At 46.0% G+C, this 18,967-nt stretch carries 22 protein-coding genes; 14 read left to right on the forward strand and 8 right to left on the reverse strand.

The window, feature by feature from the left end:
- The first annotated feature begins 18 nt into the window (after positions 1-18).
- The 10 genes from gap (at position 19) to rluB (ending at position 9,820) form a co-directional block, all read left to right on the forward strand.
- Positions 19-1,017 carry a type I glyceraldehyde-3-phosphate dehydrogenase gene (gap, locus tag B2337_RS00445; RefSeq protein WP_292360606.1) on the forward strand — a complete coding sequence of 333 codons (999 nt, stop codon included), beginning with the start codon at positions 19-21 and terminating at the stop codon, positions 1,015-1,017.
- A 124-nt stretch (positions 1,018-1,141) separates the two neighbouring features.
- On the forward strand, positions 1,142-2,332 hold the full coding sequence (locus tag B2337_RS00450) for a phosphoglycerate kinase (RefSeq protein ID WP_292360604.1): 1,191 nt from the start codon (positions 1,142-1,144) through the stop codon (positions 2,330-2,332).
- Positions 2,333-2,341: 9 nt separating this feature from the next.
- A complete protein-coding gene (pyk, locus tag B2337_RS00455) occupies positions 2,342-3,835 on the forward strand; it encodes a pyruvate kinase (protein WP_292360602.1) in 1,494 nt (497 codons plus the stop codon).
- On the forward strand, positions 3,826-4,896 hold the full coding sequence (fba, locus tag B2337_RS00460; protein WP_292360600.1) for a class II fructose-bisphosphate aldolase: 1,071 nt from the start codon (positions 3,826-3,828) through the stop codon (positions 4,894-4,896). Before pyk ends, fba begins: the two co-directional genes overlap by 10 nt.
- A 108-nt stretch (positions 4,897-5,004) precedes the next feature.
- On the forward strand, positions 5,005-5,379 hold the full coding sequence (gene crcB / locus B2337_RS00465; RefSeq protein WP_292360599.1) for a fluoride efflux transporter CrcB: 375 nt from the start codon (positions 5,005-5,007) through the stop codon (positions 5,377-5,379).
- Positions 5,376-5,666: a DUF190 domain-containing protein gene (locus tag B2337_RS00470; RefSeq protein ID WP_292360597.1), complete on the forward strand. Its 291-nt coding sequence runs from the start codon at positions 5,376-5,378 to the stop codon at positions 5,664-5,666. The genes crcB and B2337_RS00470 overlap by 4 nt, the downstream gene beginning before the upstream one ends.
- 1 nt (position 5,667) lies before the next feature.
- Positions 5,668-6,942 carry a serine--tRNA ligase gene (gene serS / locus B2337_RS00475; protein WP_292414900.1) on the forward strand — a complete coding sequence of 425 codons (1,275 nt, stop codon included), beginning with the start codon at positions 5,668-5,670 and terminating at the stop codon, positions 6,940-6,942.
- Positions 6,935-7,615 carry a site-2 protease family protein gene (locus tag B2337_RS00480; RefSeq protein WP_292360594.1) on the forward strand — a complete coding sequence of 227 codons (681 nt, stop codon included), beginning with the start codon at positions 6,935-6,937 and terminating at the stop codon, positions 7,613-7,615. The genes serS and B2337_RS00480 overlap by 8 nt, the downstream gene beginning before the upstream one ends.
- A 35-nt stretch (positions 7,616-7,650) precedes the next feature.
- Positions 7,651-8,868: a tryptophan--tRNA ligase gene (locus tag B2337_RS00485; RefSeq protein WP_292360592.1), complete on the forward strand. Its 1,218-nt coding sequence runs from the start codon at positions 7,651-7,653 to the stop codon at positions 8,866-8,868.
- Between the two features lie 16 nt (positions 8,869-8,884).
- Positions 8,885-9,820 (forward strand): 23S rRNA pseudouridine(2605) synthase RluB, encoded by a 936-nt coding sequence (gene rluB, locus B2337_RS00490; RefSeq protein ID WP_292360590.1) that lies wholly within the window; start codon positions 8,885-8,887, stop codon positions 9,818-9,820.
- On the opposite strand, the gene B2337_RS00495 is transcribed toward rluB, so the two are convergent.
- From B2337_RS00495 to ispB, 7 genes are all read right to left on the reverse strand, one after another.
- Entirely contained in the window at positions 9,817-10,743 is a 927-nt protein-coding gene (locus B2337_RS00495) for a GGDEF domain-containing protein (RefSeq protein ID WP_292414901.1), read from the reverse strand. The two genes, rluB and B2337_RS00495, sit on opposite strands and share 4 nt — an antisense overlap.
- 89 nt (positions 10,744-10,832) lie before the next feature.
- Positions 10,833-11,594, reverse strand: a complete 762-nt coding sequence (locus tag B2337_RS00500; RefSeq protein ID WP_292360586.1) for an SDR family NAD(P)-dependent oxidoreductase — start codon at positions 11,592-11,594, stop codon at positions 10,833-10,835.
- 8 nt (positions 11,595-11,602) lie between these two features.
- The gene (locus tag B2337_RS00505; protein ID WP_292414902.1) at positions 11,603-11,968 is read right to left on the reverse strand and encodes a hypothetical protein; all 366 of its coding nucleotides are present in this window, start codon (positions 11,966-11,968) and stop codon (positions 11,603-11,605) included.
- A gap of 73 nt (positions 11,969-12,041) precedes the next feature.
- Positions 12,042-13,358, reverse strand: coding sequence for a hydroxysqualene dehydroxylase HpnE (hpnE, locus tag B2337_RS00510; RefSeq protein ID WP_292414903.1), 1,317 nt, complete (start codon positions 13,356-13,358; stop codon positions 12,042-12,044).
- Positions 13,327-14,184 carry a presqualene diphosphate synthase HpnD gene (hpnD, locus tag B2337_RS00515; RefSeq protein WP_292360580.1) on the reverse strand — a complete coding sequence of 286 codons (858 nt, stop codon included), beginning with the start codon at positions 14,182-14,184 and terminating at the stop codon, positions 13,327-13,329. Before hpnD ends, hpnE begins: the two co-directional genes overlap by 32 nt.
- Positions 14,181-14,483 (reverse strand): (2Fe-2S) ferredoxin domain-containing protein, encoded by a 303-nt coding sequence (locus tag B2337_RS00520; RefSeq protein WP_292414904.1) that lies wholly within the window; start codon positions 14,481-14,483, stop codon positions 14,181-14,183. Before B2337_RS00520 ends, hpnD begins: the two co-directional genes overlap by 4 nt.
- 70 nt (positions 14,484-14,553) lie before the next feature.
- Complete coding sequence (gene ispB, locus B2337_RS00525; protein WP_292414906.1) at positions 14,554-15,522, reverse strand: octaprenyl diphosphate synthase; 969 nt, start codon at positions 15,520-15,522, stop codon at positions 14,554-14,556.
- Positions 15,523-15,688: 166 nt separating this feature from the next.
- Between ispB and rplU the strand changes: the two genes are divergently transcribed.
- The 4 genes from rplU (at position 15,689) to proB (ending at position 18,565) form a co-directional block, all read left to right on the forward strand.
- Positions 15,689-16,000, forward strand: a complete 312-nt coding sequence (gene rplU, locus B2337_RS00530; RefSeq protein WP_292360576.1) for a 50S ribosomal protein L21 — start codon at positions 15,689-15,691, stop codon at positions 15,998-16,000.
- Positions 16,001-16,027: 27 nt separating this feature from the next.
- Positions 16,028-16,285, forward strand: a complete 258-nt coding sequence (gene rpmA, locus B2337_RS00535) for a 50S ribosomal protein L27 (protein ID WP_014705802.1) — start codon at positions 16,028-16,030, stop codon at positions 16,283-16,285.
- A gap of 97 nt (positions 16,286-16,382) precedes the next feature.
- Positions 16,383-17,432, forward strand: coding sequence for an Obg family GTPase CgtA (gene cgtA / locus B2337_RS00540; protein WP_292360574.1), 1,050 nt, complete (start codon positions 16,383-16,385; stop codon positions 17,430-17,432).
- A 2-nt stretch (positions 17,433-17,434) separates the two neighbouring features.
- Entirely contained in the window at positions 17,435-18,565 is a 1,131-nt protein-coding gene (gene proB, locus B2337_RS00545) for a glutamate 5-kinase (protein ID WP_292360572.1), read from the forward strand.
- 63 nt (positions 18,566-18,628) lie between these two features.
- On the opposite strand, the gene rpsT is transcribed toward proB, so the two are convergent.
- Positions 18,629-18,889, reverse strand: a complete 261-nt coding sequence (rpsT, locus tag B2337_RS00550; RefSeq protein WP_292360570.1) for a 30S ribosomal protein S20 — start codon at positions 18,887-18,889, stop codon at positions 18,629-18,631.
- Between the last annotated feature and the right edge of the window lie 78 nt (positions 18,890-18,967).

Here is an 18,967-nt window from a genome sequence, read left to right on the forward strand (position 1 = left end):
AATACGGAAGGAAAAACAATGACAATTAAAGTTGGAATCAATGGTTTTGGGCGTATTGGCCGCATGGCATTTCGTGCTGCAGCAAAAGATTTTCCTGAGATTGAAGTAGTAGCAATCAACGATTTGCTGGATCCGGATTATCTGGCATATATGCTCAAGTATGATTCTGTGCATGGCCGCTTTGACGGTGATGTCGAGGTTAAAGATGGACATCTGGTCGTTAATGGTAAGACTATTCGCGTTACCGCTGAACGTAATCCTGCAGATTTAAAATGGAACGAAGTCGGTGCCGATTTGATTATTGAATGTACCGGATTTTTCCTGACCGAGGAATCCTGCCAGGCGCATATTGATGCAGGCGCTAAAAAAGTAGTGCAATCTGCACCTTCCAAAGATCACACTCCAATGTTTGTTTATGGTGTGAATCATGAATCTTATGCAGGCGAAGCCATTGTTTCTGCTGCATCCTGTACCACCAATGCCTTGGCTCCCGTAGCCAAAGTCTTGCATGACAGTTTTGGAATCAAACGGGGTCTGATGACTACGGTACATGCCGCAACTGCCACGCAGAAAACGGTTGATGGGCCGTCCATGAAAGACTGGCGCGGTGGTCGCGGTATTCTGGAAAACATTATTCCTTCATCCACCGGTGCAGCAAAAGCCGTGGGCAAGGTGTTACCAGAATTAAACGGTAAATTAACCGGTATGGCATTTCGCGTACCAACATCGGATGTTTCGGTAGTCGATTTAACCGTTGAATTAAACAAAGATGCCAGCTATGAAGCGATTTGTGCGGCGATGAAAACTGCTGCTGAGGGTGAGCTGAAAGGCGTTTTGGGTTATACCGAAGAGAGTGTGGTATCAACAGATTTTCGTGGTCATACAGCGCCATCAAATTTTGATGCGGGTGCCGGGATCGCGCTTGATGGTACTTTTGTCAAAGTAGTGGCCTGGTATGACAATGAATATGGTTATACCTGCAATATGATGCGTCTGGTCGGACATGTAGCGAGTTAATACATCGTTGCAGTGTCTGAAAAAAACTAATGCAAGGCTTCCTGTAAAGGAAGCCTTTTTTTATGTATTGTGAAGGCTATAATCAGAACTGGTTCACAAAATAATTACAAGAGGGCAAAACCTTATGTCAGTAATAAAAATGGCCGATTTGGATTTGGCAGGCAAGCGCGTGTTAATACGACAGGATTTGAATGTACCGCTCAAGTCCGGCGTTGTGGCAGATGGCACGCGTATCCATGCCTCTTTAGCGACCATAAAACTGGCATTGGATAAAGGTGCCAAGGTGATGGTCATGTCACATCTTGGAAGGCCAACTGAAGGTGAATATGAGCACAAGTACTCATTAGCGCCGGTTGCCAATTATCTTTCGGCATTATTGGAAAAACCGGTTCGTCTTGAGCAGAACTGGCTGGAGCCCGACTTCATTCCAGTGGAAGTGGGTGAAGTTGTTTTGTGTGAAAACGTGCGATTCAATATTGGCGAGAAAGCCAATAATGATGATCTGGCAAAACGTATGGCCAAGATGTGTGATGTGTTTGTGATGGATGCTTTTGGTACAGCGCATCGGGCACAGGCCTCAACCCACGGAATTGCTAAATACGCCACGATTGCCTGTGCAGGACCTTTATTATCAGCTGAGTTGGAAGCGCTATCCAAAGCACTGGATAATCCTGCCCGGCCGATGGTGGCTATCGTGGGGGGCTCAAAAGTCTCTACCAAGCTGACGGTGCTGGAAACCCTGTCTAAGAAAGTGGATCAGTTAATCGTTGGTGGTGGTATTGCCAATACCTTTATTGCTGCAGCGGGTCATAATGTGGGTAAATCATTATATGAACCCGATTTGATCGATACCTGTAAAAGACTCTCCGCAGAGGCGATTAGTCGGGGGGGGAATATCCCAGTCCCCAAAGATGTTGTCTGTGGCAAACATTTTGCTGAAAATGCTGAAGCAGAATTAAAAGCCGTTGAAGCGGTAAGTGATGATGATATGATTTTTGATATCGGTCCTAAATCTGCTGCTGAGTTGGTTGAAATTATCAAGCAAGCTGGTACGGTGGTATGGAACGGACCATTAGGCGTTTTTGAATTCAGTCAATTTGGTGAAGGCACCAAAGAGATAGCGATGGCGATAGCGGAGTCGGATGCTTTCTCAATTGCTGGTGGAGGGGACACGCTGGCAGCAGTATCTAAGTACAAAATTTGTGATGATGTATCTTATATTTCAACCGGTGGTGGTGCTTTCCTGGAATTTCTGGAAGGCAAAACATTACCTGCAGTAGAAATTCTTGAGCAACGTGCCGCGAGTAATCAATGAGTAATTAATATGTCTGTTCGTCGAAGAACAAAGATTGTTGCTACCTTAGGTCCTGCGACAAAAGATCCTGCTGTTCTTGATGCGATGATATCGGCGGGCATGGACGTTGTCCGGCTCAATTTTTCTCATGGATCTGCCCTTTCACACATTGATATGGCCGAAAGGGTTCGCAATCGCGCCAGAGCCTTTGGTCGCCAGGTTGGGGTGCTGGTGGACTTACAAGGCCCGAAAATCCGCATTTCACGTTTTAAAAATGGTGGGGTGGAACTGGCTGAAAATGACCCTTTCATCCTTGATGCCGCATTAGCGGATGATGCCGGTGATAATCAACAGGTCGGAGTCGACTATAAATCCCTGCCACTGGATGTAAAGCGTGGTGACACATTGCTATTGGATGATGGACGTATTGTTCTGTGGGTGGAGTCAGTTATTGACCAGCAGATATATTGTCGTGTCACCGTTGGCGGGCTGTTGACGGATAACAAAGGCATTAACCGGCAGGGTGGCGGGCTGTCTGCCTCAGCCCTCACATCGAAAGATATGCAGGATATTCAAATCGCTGCAGATATGCAGGCCGATTATCTGGCCGTTTCCTTTCCCCGTAGTGCTGAAGATATTCATCTGGCCCGTCGATTACTTCGTGAAGCCGGGGGCTATGGTGGCATTATTGCCAAAATTGAACGTTCTGAAGCCCTGGATGATATTGATGCCATTATTGAAGCATCAGAAGGTATTATGGTCGCCCGTGGTGATTTAGGTGTGGAAATGGGGGATGCTGCTTTACCGCCAATTCAAAAACAGTTAATTGCCAAAGCCAGACGTATGAACCGGCTGACCATTACAGCGACCCAAATGATGGAGTCAATGATAGAAAGTCCGATTCCAACCCGTGCAGAAGTATTTGATGTCGCTAATGCCGTTTTGGATGGTACTGATGCGGTTATGCTTTCTGGTGAGACGGCGGTTGGTCATCATCCGGTAAAAGTCATTGAAGCTATGGACCGTATTTGTCTGCAGGCTGAACAACAGCGGGAAATTCGCGTGTCACGTCATCGGATTGATTCAAAATTTGAACGTATAGATGAAGCCATTGCGATGGCGGCTATGTACACCGCCAATCATCTTAATGTTAAAGCAATTGCCGCGTTAACAGAATCGGGATCTTCAACCTTATGGATGTCACGAGTCAGTTCGGGTATTCCGATTTTTGCTTTAACGCCCCATGTCGCGACACGACGCAGAGTGACTTTATATCGCGGGGTCTATCCCGTAAGTTTTGTCGTGGAACATACCGATCACGCGGCTTTGAATAAAGAAGCCGTTGAAGAATTACAGCGTCGCGGCGTGGTTCATGATGGTGATATAGTGATCATTACCAAAGGGGATCTTGAAGTACAGGGCAGCACCAATGCCATAAAAATTGTACGCGTGGGGGAATTGGTCGAACCCAAGGAAACAGCAGTGAATAAACCGGTTCAGTCGGAGAGCAGCAAATGGCATTAGTTTCAATGCGACAATTACTGGATTATGCAGCAGAGCACCAATTCGCCATACCTGCTTTCAATGTGAATAATATGGAACAGGTGCATGCGATTATGCAGGCCGCTGATGCGGTTGATAGTCCGGTTATCATGCAAGGCAGTGCCGGTGCACGGGAGTATGCGGGTGAACCGTTTCTCAGACATCTTATTCTGGCAGCAATAGAAGCCTATCCTCACATTCCTCTGGCAATGCATCAGGATCACGGTGCCAACCCGGCGATATGTGCTCGTTCCATTCAATCCGGTTTCAGCTCAGTGATGATGGATGGTTCATTGCTTGAAGATATGAAAACCCCGTCTGATTTTGACTATAACGTAAACGTCACCCGAAAAGTCAGTGAAATGGCTCATGCCTGTGGCGTTTCAGTAGAGGGTGAGCTGGGATGTCTGGGGTCATTGGAAACTGGCATGATGGGTGAAGAAGATGGGCATGGTTCAGAAGACAAACTTGATCATAGTCATTTGCTGACGGATCCGGATGAAGCCGTTGAGTTTGTCAGGCAGACTCAGGTAGATGCGTTGGCTGTTGCCATTGGTACCAGTCATGGCGCTTATAAATTTACCCAGCCCCCGACTGGCGAAGTTCTGGCAATCTCTCATTTGAAGACCTTGCAACAACGTTTGCCAAACACCCATTTTGTGATGCATGGATCCAGTTCAGTGCCGCAGGATTGGTTAGAAATCATTAACACATACGGCGGAAATATTGGCCAAACCTATGGTGTGCCGGTTGAAGAGATTGTTGAAGGCATTAAATACGGTGTGCGTAAGGTCAATATTGATACTGATTTACGTATGGCCTCGACCGGCTCTATCCGGCAGTTTTTGACGGATGAAAAAAACGCAGCCGTATTTGACCCGCGCAAGTTTTATAAAGAGGCTACCAAAGCGATGCAGATAATTTGTCAGTCACGTTATGAAGCCTTTGGCAGTGCTGGTCATGCCAGCAGGATCAAACCTATTTCATTACATGACATGGTCGAACGGTATCGCAGTGGAGAATTAACACCCAAGTTAAATTAACGATGATTTGACCATGGGGTAGTTTCATAATCCTTCGAACACATTCGCTGCCTGTCTTGGTTATGAATCAGGTAAAATAACACACTTTGTATCTACAGGGCTTATGCCGTGTTGCAACTTACTGCTATCGCTGTTGGTGGTGCTGCTGGTGCTTTATTGCGTTTTGCAATGTCCAATGGTGTTTATAAAATATTAGGGCGTGACTTTCCTTATGGGACCTTGGCGGTTAATGTGCTTGGCTCATTGCTGATCGGAATACTGTTCATCCTGCTGATTGAAAAATTAGCCGTAGCAGCTGAATGGCGGGCCGGATTGATTGTTGGACTGCTTGGCGCCTTTACAACCTTTTCCACCTTTTCGCTGGAAACGTTTACATTATTGGAAGATGGTGCATTTGTTAAAGCAGGACTAAATGTATTGTTAAGCGTCGTGTTATGCCTGTTGGCAACATGGTTAGGCATCAGTCTGGGAAGACAGTTATGAATCTGACATTAGTGAGAGTTTACTTATCTGATGGACGACATGAAGTACGGCAAGTGCTTAAACAGCTGGAGCAGAATAAAGTGCGTTTTACCGTGTTTCGGGGGGTAGCCGGCTTAGGTTCCAACGGTCTGGTTCATAAAGCGTCGATACTAGATTTGTCGTCGGATTTGCCAATGGTTATCGAGTTTTTTGATAAACCAGAACAAATAAACGATATCATCACTAAAATAAAAACTATGGTGGAAGTTGATCATATTGTCAGCTGGCCAGTGCAAAGCGGAATTTAACATGTTAGACCTCAAATTATTACGTACCGAACCTCAGGAAGTGGCAAAGGGGTTGGCCCGTCGTGGCTTTCAGCTGGATGTGATCCTGCTTGCAACATTGGAAACTGAACGCCGTCAGGCACAGTTGGATGCTCAGTCATTGCAAACCGAACGTAATGCGCGTTCCAAAATGATTGGTAAGGCCAAAGCCTCGGGTGAAGACATTGCACCATTGCTGGCCGAGATCGACGATTTAGGTGATCAGCATAAAGCCGCTGAAGCCAGACTTGCCAAAGTATTGGATCAGTTGAACGATCTTGCGATGAGCATACCGAATATCCCACAGGATGATGTGCCCGAAGGTAAAGATGAAAATGACAATGTCGAGGTCTCTCGCTGGGGCGCTCCGCGGCAATTCGATTTTGAACCTAAGGATCATGTAGATTTGGGAGCAGGCTTACAGCAGATGGATTTTGAAACTGCTGCCAAGATCAGTGGTGCGCGCTTTGTGACCTTGACAGGTCAATTGGCGCGACTGCAACGGGCGTTAATTCAGTTTATGCTGGACACTCATATAACTGATCACGGTTATACCGAAACTTACGTACCCTATCTGGTCAATGCCGATTCTTTACGTGGAACCGGACAACTGCCCAAATTTGCTGAAGATCTATTTGCTGTTGATGATGGTCAGCTTTATCTAATCCCAACAGCCGAAGTACCGGTGACCAATATTGTGCGTGACAGTATTGTCGATGCTGCACAGTTGCCATTGAAATTTGTTGCACATACACCCTGTTTTCGCAGCGAAGCCGGTTCACATGGCCGTGATGTACGTGGTCTTATTCGTCAGCATCAATTTGAAAAAGTCGAGCTGGTGCAGATCGTTGCGCCAGAAGTCTCTGCCGAAGCCCACGAGCAATTGACCGGTCAAGCTGAAAAAATTCTGCAGATGTTGGATCTGCCTTATCGTAAAATGCTGCTTTGCACTGGCGATATGGGATTTGCTTCAAGCAAAACCTATGATTTGGAAGTCTGGTTACCGAGCCAGAATACTTATCGGGAAATTTCCTCCTGCAGTAATTTCGGCGACTATCAGGCGCGGCGAATGCAGGCGCGCTGGCGGAACCCTGAAACAGGAAAACCTGAATTGGTGCATACTTTAAATGGTTCAGGTCTGGCTGTGGGACGCACTTTACTGGCGATATTAGAAAATCATCAACAAGCAGATGGCAGTGTCGTCATTCCCGAGCCACTTCGTGCCTATATGGGCGGCGTGGATAAAATTCATGGGTGATGAGTTTAGTCTGATCCAGAAGATTATTATCTGGACATTGCCGGTTTTATTCGCCATCACTTTACATGAGGTCGCTCACGGTTGGGCGGCATTAAAGCTGGGTGATAAAACAGCCCAGATGATGGGGCGATTAACACTCAATCCGATTAAGCACATCGATCCATTAGGCACGATTCTGGTTCCTGCTTTATTACTGATGTTTACCGGCTTTATGTTTGGCTGGGCCAAACCGGTACCTGTTACTTTTCAAAATCTGCGAAATCCTAAAAAAGATATGGCTTGGGTCGCTCTGGCAGGGCCAGGTGCAAATTTAGTGATGGGTTTTTTCTGGGCGATGGTTGCCAAGATTGGTCTATTGCTGGCCGTGAATGATGTGCTTATTTCCGGGCCGATGATTTACATGGGGGTTGCCGGTGTATTAGTGAATGGTATGTTGATGTTATTGAATCTGCTGCCGTTACCCCCACTGGATGGTGGAAGGGTCTTGGTCAGTGTATTGCCACCTCACCTGGCCTGGCGGGTAGAAAAAGTTGAGCCTTACGGATTTTTTATCTTGCTGGCATTACTCTATTTTGGCATCGTTATGATGATTTTATGGCCTTTGATGCAGGCATATATGGGATTGCTGGCATTTATCTTTGATATGCCAATGCAAGTATTTTTTATTCTGTAAAACACTGAATTGAGCAAGCTCATCAGGAGATTATTTTGGACACGGTAGCGTATCAGTCACGTCGTATTGTTTCAGGCATGCGTCCGACAGGGCAGTTGCATTTGGGGCATTATCATGGCGTTCTGAAAAATTGGATTAAATTACAACACGAATTTGATTGTTTCTTTTTCGTTGCTGACTGGCATGCTTTGACCACGCACTATGAAGATAGCCGGGTGATTGAAGACAGTGTCTGGGAAATGGTGATTGATTGGCTGGCGGCGGGTATTGAACCTTCTTCAGCTTCATTGTTTCTGCAATCACGTGTACCTGAACATGCTGAGCTGCATTTATTATTATCAATGATCACGCCTTTATCCTGGCTGGAACGTGTACCGACTTATAAAGATCAGCAGGAAAAACTCAAAGAAAAAGATCTGTCGACTTACGGCTTTTTGGGTTATCCATTACTGCAAAGCGCTGATATTCTGATTTATCGCGCCGGTCAGGTGCCGGTCGGTGAAGATCAGGTGGTTCATGTTGAGTTGACACGTGAAATTGCCCGTCGCTTTAATCATATCTACGGACGTGAAGCAGATTTTGAAGATAAAGCCGAATCTGCCGTGAAAAAAATGGGTAAGAAAAATGCCAAGTTGTATAACAATTTGCGTAAAGCCTATCAAGAGCAGGGTGATACTGAAGCATTACAGACGGCTCGTGAATTATTAAAAAATCAACAAAGTCTGGCGCTGGGTGATATGGAGCGTTTATTTGGCTTTCTGGAAGGCGGCGGTAAAGTGATCTTGCCAGAACCGAAAGCATTGTTGACCCCGGCTTCTAAAATGCCAGGTCTGGATGGGCAGAAGATGTCCAAATCCTATGGTAATACCATCTCATTGCGAGAGTCGGATCAGTCCGTTGCCGAAAAAATCAAACGTATGCCAACGGATCCCAACCGGGTACGCCGTACCGACCCCGGTGAACCGGATAAATGTCCGGTTTGGCAATTACATGAAGTGTATTCTGATGAAGATCAGAAACAATGGGTTCAACAAGGTTGCCGCTCGGCTGGGATCGGCTGCCTGGATTGTAAAGGTCCACTTATTGATTCGGTAATCGCCGAACTTAAACCCATCCGCGAACGCGCGGATGATTTCAGCCGACATCCAGAAGATGTACGACGTATTATTGATGATGGCAGTGCTGCAGCAAGAGAAGTAGCTCAGGAAACATTGAGCGAAGTACGTGCAGCAATGGGTCTGGCTTATAAATAGCCGAAGGAAAAATATTATGGCTGAAAGAATACAAAAAGTACTGGCTCGTGCCGGATACGGCTCGCGCCGTTTGATTGAGAGTTGGATAAAAGACGGCAAGTTACAGGTCAATGGTGTGCCCGCCACTCTCGGCGATCAAATTTCTGAAAGGGATAGGGTAACGCTTGAAGGGCGACCTTTATCATCCAAGCGGATCTGGCAGCAATCAATGCCGCAGGTATTGCTGTATCACAAACCGGTGGGTGAAGTCTGTACTCGCAGTGATCCGGAAGGTCGTAGAACTATTTACCAGTCCTTGCCTGTACCTGAAGAAGGTCGTTGGGTCAGTGTCGGTCGTCTTGATTTGAATACAAGTGGCTTGATTATCCTGACTACCGATGGTGAACTGGCTAATCAGTTAATGCATCCATCCAATGAGATGGATCGTGAATATGCCGTTCGTGTATTAGGCGATGTTACCTCGGAAATGATGCAGACGTTACGTGATGGTGTTGAACTGGAAGATGGCAAAGCGCATTTTTCTGATATTCAGCCCGGCGGTGGCGAAGGGGCTAACAGCTGGTTTCATGTGGTGATTCAGGAAGGCCGTAATCGTGAAGTCAGACGGCTATGGGAAAGTCAGGGTGTTCAGGTAAGTCGTTTGGTTCGTTTACGTTATGGACCAGTGATTATGCCGAATAAACTTAAACCTGGTCGTTGGATGATGCTGGAAGGGAAAGAGCTGGAATATCTGTATGAAGAAGCGGGATTAAAATCCAAACCCGGCAAGAAGGGAGCACCAGCAGAAAAAATTGCGGATAAAAAAGAAGTTCCTGTCGATAAAGCGCCTAAATCATCAAAGTGGCCTGATAAATCCGCAAAAGCGGCAACAAAGACCGCCCCCAGATCTGGTAAACGTGAAGCCCCAAAAACCAGAAAAGGGCCACGTATTCGTGGACGCAGTGAACATTAAAGGCTCACACTGGCCGTAACTACCTGATTACGCCCGGCAAATTTTGCCTGATACAACGCTTCATCAGCTTTAAGAAATAAGCTGTCAGCTGATTCTCCTACACATAATTCAGCCAGACCAATACTGATAGTGATGGGAAATTGTTGTTCACTATCACTTTGATTTAAATCATTGATGGCGTGACGAAGTCGTTCTGCTGCCAGCAGAGCGGCTTCATGATGGCAATGACTGAGTACGATGGCAAATTCTTCACCACCAATACGAAACAATGCATCACTGCGTCTTAAGCTGGACAGTAATGTGTCAGCAACGCGGCATAAAGTCTCGTCACCGACCTGATGACCAAAGTTGTCATTTATCTGTTTAAAGTGATCGATATCTAAAACCAATAACGACAATGGCAGTTTTAACCTATGAGCCAGGTCAATTTCACGTTCAATGGTATTTTTATATGCTTGTCTGTTGGGAAGCTGGGTTAACGTATCAGTCAGAGCAGCATCTAAAGCGCGGGTATAAAGCAGACTGTTTCTGAGTGGGTAAACCAGTTTGCACAATAAATCCTCAACCAGGTTAATTTCTGTACTGGAAAAACGATAAGCACGGCTTATAGTCAGTTGACCAAGATACTCATGGTCAATTTCCAGTTGATAATTGCATTTATGATGGCGTTTTGCGCCCAATCTGAACTCAAATTTATTATCAGGATGCGTAAACTGCAGGCCACTGTGAGCGAGCAAAGGTTTGATCTGTTCATCAAACAGTCTGAGTAACTGTCTGGTATCCAGGGATGTCTGTAAAATTAAAGGTAATTTAGCTAACGCATCATCGCGTTCAGCGGAAACCGGGCCTGCTTGTATAACCGAAACCGTATTCTGTTCCAGTCGACGCAAATTTGTGGTGTCTGATGGCAGTGAATGAATCATGTGCACGCTCGTAAATAAGATAATTTACAATAACCATGCTAAATATGTGCCATGGTTTAAATTACTAATATTTACATGGTGTTATGTAGTTAAGCCAAAACTTTGACGGGTAATTCCATCTGCGCATTCAAACATTGACCATGTAAATGGCCGCTTTGTGCGCTGGCAAGATAGAGATAGGCCGGAATGACGGCGGTGGGTTCCGGCAAGTGCTGTGGATCAGCTGCTGGGTAAACCCGGGCATGCAGTTTGGTTTTTACCTGACCGGGGTCAATACAATTCACCCGGACTTTAGCGGCAGCTTCAGTTTCCAGTGATAATTGGTGGCAGAAACACTCTAAGGCGGCTTTACTCAAGCCATAGGCGCCACGATAGGCCTTATCATGTTGGCTGTCAGTGGTGAAAATAATAAAGCTTTGCTCAGCCGTTTCCTGCAACAATGGAAGACATGAATGAGTCAGTAAGAAAGCTGCCGTCAGGTTAACCTGCAGGGTTTCCGTCCATTGTTTAATATCCTGATTGGCTATGGGGGCTAACTGTCCAACATCCGCTGCACAATGAACTAAACCATCAAGGCGGCCAAAGGTTTCTTTGATGGTGTGAGCGAGTTGTTGGTAATTCTCTGCATTTGCCCCTTTAAAATCGATGGGAAATATAGCGGGTTCAATGCCACTTTCCTGCAGAATAAGATCGTAAAGCTTTTCCAACTGGGAAATATGTTTGTCGAGCAGAATGATCGTTGCGCCATGCCGAGCGTAAGCCAGTGCGACTTCGCTACCGATGCCACCTAGGGCACCGGTAACAAGCACAACCTGCCCGCTGAGTATGGACTGCTCAGCTTGGGATAACATGGCGAATTTTATTCAGATTTAGGAACGATACGGCCGTAAGTGACTTTGCCATCTAATAATTGGGCAATAATCAATGCGTCATCATTATGCCATTCCAGAGTTTCCATATTCATTTGATCAAGCGTTCTTTCTTGAGCAATATCAGGCTCGCCGTAAGTCGAGATAAGCTCATTTCTGGTCATACCGGCCTGGATGCCGTTTTCATTTTCTTCGGTTACTGCTTCAGCAGCTTCCGGTGCAGATTCTACTGTTGCAGGAGCTGATGTCTCTGTTTCACTGCTATCGGTGACAGCGTTGTCGCTTTCATTGCTACAGGCGATCAGGGCCAGACTCAAAAAAAGACCGGTAAAAATTAAACGCATACGATTTAACATGGCATCCCCTCTTTAGGTTTAAATGAACTAATGGGCGAGTATAACAAGCAATTACGACTATATCGACAGGTTGTTAGGGTAAATTTCCCACTAAAATATTTTCTGCCGCTCGATAACCATTCATTACAGCACTTTCCAATGTAGCAGGATAAGCGTTTTCTGCATAATCTCCAGCTATCCAGAGCCCATTTATTATGGTTTTACAGCTAGGTCTCTGGCTGTTATCAACCACCCCGCAACTGAAAGTGGCTCGTTTTTCCCGGATTACATGTGTTGCCAGATAATGATGGGGAAGTTCAGGCAAAATTCCTGTTAAATCAGTGATAACCTGTTCAATGAGCTGTAGTTTTGTTAGCAATTCATGCTCTCCTGGCCCACTGATAACGACTGCAATCAGGCCGGGGGATTGATCTGAGCGGTCAAAGATCCATTGAGATAAGCTATTACTCAAACCGATGATAGGGGCTTTTAATCTAAATTGCGCCGAATACTGCAGATACACCGTGGTTATCGGATATTCAGTAACTTTCGGTAAGTTAAGCTGCTTACCTAAAAGTTTATGCAGAATACGGGGTGACACCGCGACAATGATATTTTCTGTGTTAATAAATTCATCTTTACTGGTGATTACACCAGTGACTTTTCCAGCATCAATTACGATTTTCTCAATACGGGACTGCAATCGCACTTCACCGCCCTGGTTGAGAATAAATTTGTTGCATGGTTCTGGAAGTAGCTTGCCGAGGGGTTTGTTAGGGATTAGCAAATCGGCAGATTGCCTGTCTGCAGCAAGGCTATCCTTCAAAGTGGCAGCAAAAACACTGGCTGACGCCTGACTTATTGGAGTGTTCATAATCGCCAGACACAACGGGACCCATAATTGCGAGATGATGCGTGACGATTGGTTTGTCTGTCTGCACCATTGTTCTACTGTAAGGTGTGGTGAAACGGATGATGAATTTATCTGTCTGGCAATTCGCAAAAAGCTCATTAAGCCTTGCCAACCGAGACTGCTATATAACTTTGGCAATATTGCAATTGGCCAAGGTAATAACCTCGTGGTGGATAAATGGAGTGGAGAAAAGTAAGGATCAAGGATTTGCAGATCTAATGACTTGCGCTGAAACACGCTGTTTTCTTCTATGCCAACCCGATGAAGCAGATCCAGCATATGTCGGTATGCACCAATCATCAAATGTTGGCCATTATCAATGTCAATATCTTGCCATCTGACCGTTCGTGCCCGTCCGCCAAGTTGTTTTGCTGCTTCAAAAACTATGGGGTTTTGGCCTTTTTCAGCTAAGCGAACTGCCGCAGCAAGGCCGCTCCAGCCACCTCCAATAATAACGGTTTGCATATTAGCGATGGCTTTTGATGCGCTTTTTTTCACGACGCAGGGTTCGCCAGGCCAGCCACAATTTACGGATTGGAGTAAGCGATATTCGCTGCTTCATTACCGGGAAATTATCGTGGGCAATTTCGTGCAAAGTAGTCCGGTAAATTTCAGCCATAATCAGTGCAGTACATTGATTATGTCGATCCTGTTCAGGCAACAGTTGCATGGCTTCCTGATAAAACTGCTCAGCTCGCTGTGTCTGGAATTTAAGTAGCTCCGTCAACGCTTCGGTTTGTTTTAAAGCCAGAACACTTTGTTCAGTGACACCAAACTGTTGCATCTCATCCAATGGCAGATAAATCCGTCCCCGCTCTGCATCTTCACGAACATCGCGAATTATGTTGGTCAGTTGAAAGGCGAGGCCGAGTTTCTCAGCAAACTTTAAGGTTTTTCGGTCAGAAAAACCGAAGATTTGTGCGGAAAGTAAGCCCACCACACTGGCAACGCGATGACAGTACAAGGCCAGATTTTTATATGCTGGATATCGATGCTGGGTTAAATCCATTTCCATACCATCAATAATTTCGTGAAAATATTCTTCATGCAGATCAAAGTCGTGCAAAGTTTCTGCTAATGCTTTGCCAACCGGATGCGTCGCTTGCCCAGCAAATGTCCGGGAGATTTCCTGACGCCACCAAGCCAGTGTCTGTGCAGCCACAAGTGGATCACTTATTTCATCAACGGCATCATCAACCTCACGGCAAAAAGCATATAAGGCCATGATAGCCTCACGTTTTTTGACAGGTAAAAAAAGGAAACTGTAGTAGAAACTTGAACCGCTTTTCGCCGCTTTATCCCGGCAATATTGCTGCGGTGTCATTTTAATAAACGCTCGACAATTTTGCCGTTGACCAGATGGGTGTCGATGATTTCATCAATATCGGCTTTGTCATGGTATTGATACCAGACACCTTCAGGATAAATAACCATAATTGGTCCCAATTTACAGCGGTTAAGACAACCGGAATTATTGACCCGGACTTTTTTTAATTTGAGGTCTTTCACCCGCTGTTTGGCATAGTCACGTAGTGACTGCGCGCCGTGTTCCTCACAGTAATCAGAGCTATCATCACGCTGATGTGTGCAAATGAACATATGATATTTGTATATTTCAGCCATAGTGTCGATTCAGCTTAACGAAGCCGGAATAAATATGTAAAAGCGGAAGTCGTGTCGTCATTTATCCCCATTAAAAATGTCGTGAAACAGCGAAATCAGCCAGCCCAATCAAGGCGGATTTGTACTCTGAGTCGGGAATAATGATGAGCTTGTCTTTTGCCTGCTCCGCCTCATTGAGAGCGGCTGAAGCGGTATAATCAATAGCGCCAGTGATGTGGATAATTTCAATAATGTCCTCAATTTTATCGCGTTGGCCTTGTTCGATTGCTTCTCGAATAATGGCTGACTGTTCGACGGTACCATTTTGCATGGCATAGATCAGCGGTAAAGTCGGTTTGCCTTCAGCCAGATCATCACCAATATTTTTACCGATAGTTTCACTGGATGCACTGTAATCGAGTAAATCATCTACCAGCTGAAAAGCGCTGCCAAGGTGCATGGCGTAATTAGCCAAAGCCATTTCAATCTCGTCGGAGGCATTACTGATGAGAGCGCCCAGCTGACCGGCTGCTTCAAATAATTTGGCTGTTTTATGATGAATGACTTGCAGATAGCGTTCTTCAGTCGTATCGGCATCATGTACATTCAACAGTTGCAATACTTCACCTTCCGCAATGACGTTTGTGGTGTGGGAAAGGATTTGCATCAAACGCATCGAATCAAGTTCCACCATCATTTCAAACGCACGGGTATAGAGAAAGTCACCGACCAATACACTGGCTTCATTTCCCCAGACACTGTTCGCTGTTTCCTGACCACGCCGCATAGTGGAATTATCAACTACATCATCATGCAGCAAGGTTGCAGTGTGAATAAATTCGATAATAGTCGCAAGATTGATATGCGCAGAAGCCTGATGATTACAGGCTCGGGCGCTGAGCAGAGCAATAGCGGGACGCAAGCGTTTTCCACCACTATTAATAATGTAATGTCCAAGCTGGTTTATTAATACAACCTCAGATTGCAGCCGATGTTGTATCATTGCGTCAACTGCATCCATATCCTGCTGGATAAGTGCGTAAATGGATTGTATATCCACGGGGCGTTTGTCTGCCTGTCTAGATTAATTGAACGCGTACTTTCTCATGGGTCACGGTGATTCGCAAATAATTCAATTTGCATTTGATCTGTATGTAGAAAGCAGTTAAAATTCTCGGTCTTTTGTTGGGTTACCCACAATAACATTTATTTTTTTGGAGAAAGCGATGTACGCTATTGTCGCGACTGGTGGTAAGCAGTACCGAGTTAAAGAGGGCGAAAAGCTCCGTATTGAAAAACTATCCGCAGAAGCCGGAGATACGGTTGAGCTGGATAAAGTTCTGTTGGTAGGTGAAGGCGATGACATTAAAGTTGGCGCTCCTTACCTGGAAGGCGCCAAAGTCACTGCAACTGTGTCAGCCAATGGCCGTGGTGATAAAGTCAAAATCATCAAATTTCGTCGTCGTAAGCACCATCGGAAACAGATGGGGCATCGCCAATCTTATACAGAAATCGAAATCACTGGCATCAGCGCCTAAGATTGACAAATTTAAAGAGGATTTAACATGGCTCATAAGAAAGCTGGCGGTAGTACCCGCAACGGTCGCGATTCCGAGTCGAAACGCCTTGGTGTTAAACGCTTCGGTGGAGAAGCAGTATTAGGCGGTAACATTCTGGTTCGTCAACGCGGCACCCGTTACCATGCAGGTCGTAATGTTGGTATCGGTAGAGACCACACCTTATTCGCGACAGCCAATGGTAAAGTGGTATTCGAAACCAAAGGTGCGAACAATCGCATGTTTGTCAGCGTTATCGCTGAATAAAGATTTTGTTAGCCCGTTGGGGCAAACAGCTGAAAGCCCCGCTGATGCGGGGTTTTTTGTTTGTGGCAATTATTAAAAAAATTATCTGGTCGGCAGTATGAAATTTGTTGATGAAGCGAAAATAAAAATCAGCGCGGGTGCCGGCGGTAATGGTTGCCTGAGCTTTCGTCGTGAAAAATATATCCCTTTCGGTGGTCCGGATGGTGGTGATGGAGGCGATGGAGGTGATGTGTATCTGCTGGCAGATACACAAGTTAATACGCTGATCGATTTTCGCTATAAACGTAACTTTAAAGCCCAACGTGGCGAACATGGCCGCGGCAAACTTTGCAGTGGTGCCCGTGGTGAAGATTTGATTATTAAAGTGCCTGTCGGGACGGAAGCCTGGGATGAAGATACCAATGAACTGATTGGCGATTTGGCCAAGCATGGTGACAAACTGATGGTCGCCAAAGGTGGCTGGCATGGTTTGGGTAATGCACGTTACAAATCCAGTATTAATCGTGCGCCACGTCAAACCTCAGACGGAACGCCAGGCGAAGAGCGTACATTGCGCCTTGAAATGAAATTACTGGCCGATGTTGGATTATTGGGACTACCCAATGCCGGAAAATCGACCTTTATCAGTCAGGTTTCTGCTGCCCAGCCCAAAGTGGCCGATTATCCTTTTACCACTTTGCATCCAAACCTTGGTGTGGTGACTCTCAGAGATGTACGCAGCTTTGTTATTGCCGATATTCCCGGGCTGGTGGAAGGCGCGGCGGAAGGTGCCGGTTTAGGTATCCAGTTCCTTAAGCATTTAACACGCACTCGATTGCTGTTGCATCTGGTTGATATGGCACCCGTTGATGTGAAACAGGATCCGGTGGAAAGCGTTAACATTATTAATCGCGAATTACTTCACTACAGTGAAGCGCTGGGTAAACAGCCGCAATGGCTGATTCTCAATAAGATGGATTTGGTGCCGGATGATATCCGTGATGAGCTCACTCAGGAAGTGTTAACGCGTCTGGATTGGCAAGGACCGGTCTACAAAATCAGTGGACAGACGGGTGAAGGTTGCGCGAAGTTGTGTGAAGATATCATGCAATACTTGGATGATTTACGTCAGAGTGAACAGCCTCCCGCTAAACCCATCGAGGACTAACTGTGGAAAATCCGCATCAGCAACTTTTATCAACCAAACGTTGGGTGATTAAAATTGGTAGTGCTTTACTAACCAAGCCGGGAGAAGGCTTGGATGTGGATCGCATTCGCTGGTTAAGTGGCGAAATAGCCGAGTTGAGAAATCAGGGTAAAGAGATCGTTCTGGTCACCTCCGGCTCAGTTGCTGCGGGTATGCAAAGACTGGGCTGGCGGCGTCGTCCCCATGCCTTACATCAGTTACAAGCCGCAGCCAGTGTGGGTCAGATGGGGCTTATCCATGCTTACGCTACAGCTTGTGAGCAACATGGCATTCATACTGCACAAATTCTACTGACTCATTCTGATTTAGCTGATCGTGGCCGCCATTTGAATGCACGCAGTGCATTACACACTTTGCTGGATATGGGTATTCTGCCGGTTGTGAATGAAAACGACACCATTGCTACCGATGAAATCCGTTTTGGGGACAATGATACGCTGGCGGCAATGACCGCCAATCTGGTTGAAGCCGATGTATTGGTTATCCTGACTGATCAGGATGGCTTATTTGATAGTGATCCACGGTTAAATCCAAATGCCAGAATGCTGGCGGCTTCTGCCGCGAGTAATTCAAATCTGGACGCTATGGCCGGTGACAGTAAAGGTGAGTTAGGCCGTGGCGGTATGGCAACCAAATTAGCGGCGGCCAGACGTGCCGCGAGATCCGGTGCCACGACAGTGATTCTATCTGGAAAACATCCGTTGAATTTACGTCACCTGGCAGCTGGCCAGGGCGTGGGTACGTTGTTGTGGCCCGATATGAAACCGATTAAAGCTCGCCAGCAATGGCTTGCCGGACATTTAATTCCCAAAGGACGATTAATGCTGGATGATGGCGCAGTAGCTGTGATCAAACAGCATGGCCGCAGTATTTTACCGGTTGGGGTACGTCAGGTTGATGGGCAGTTTACTCGTGGTGAATTAGTGTTATGTACAGACTTGCACGGGCGGGAAGTTGCAAGGGGCCTGGTGAACTACAATGCTGATGAGGCCGTAAGAATTATGGGGCAGCCCAGTCAGGCGATTCAAAGTTTATTGGGATATGTTGATGAGCCGGAGTTAATCCATCGGGATAATCTGGTCGTTACGGGATAAAGGACAGACATAAAAAAACCGGCGTTAGCCGGTTTTTTTTAGCTGATTCTATAGAACAGTCAATTACATCGCACGGACAGCGTTGTTTAAACGGCTTTTGCCACGAGCAGCAGTATTTTTATGAATCAGGCCTTTACGTGCCATACGATCCAGAACGGGTACGGCAGCTTGAAATGCAGCCACGGCTTGTTCTTTATCACCAGCGATAATCGCTTTTCTGAGTGCTTTAACTTTAGTACGCATCGCAGAACGCTGACTAGCGTTTAATTGACGGTGTGTTTCCGCCTGACGGGCGCGTTTTTTTGCTTGTGCTGAGTTTGCCAAAGTGTTTCTCCTAAGAATCAGCTATTTGTATATGAACCGGGCATTATCCTGATTTTGCTTCCATTTGTAAATGGTATG

The organism is Methylophaga sp. UBA3192 (assembly GCA_002363955.1).
Lineage (GTDB): Bacteria > Pseudomonadota > Gammaproteobacteria > Nitrosococcales > Methylophagaceae > Methylophaga.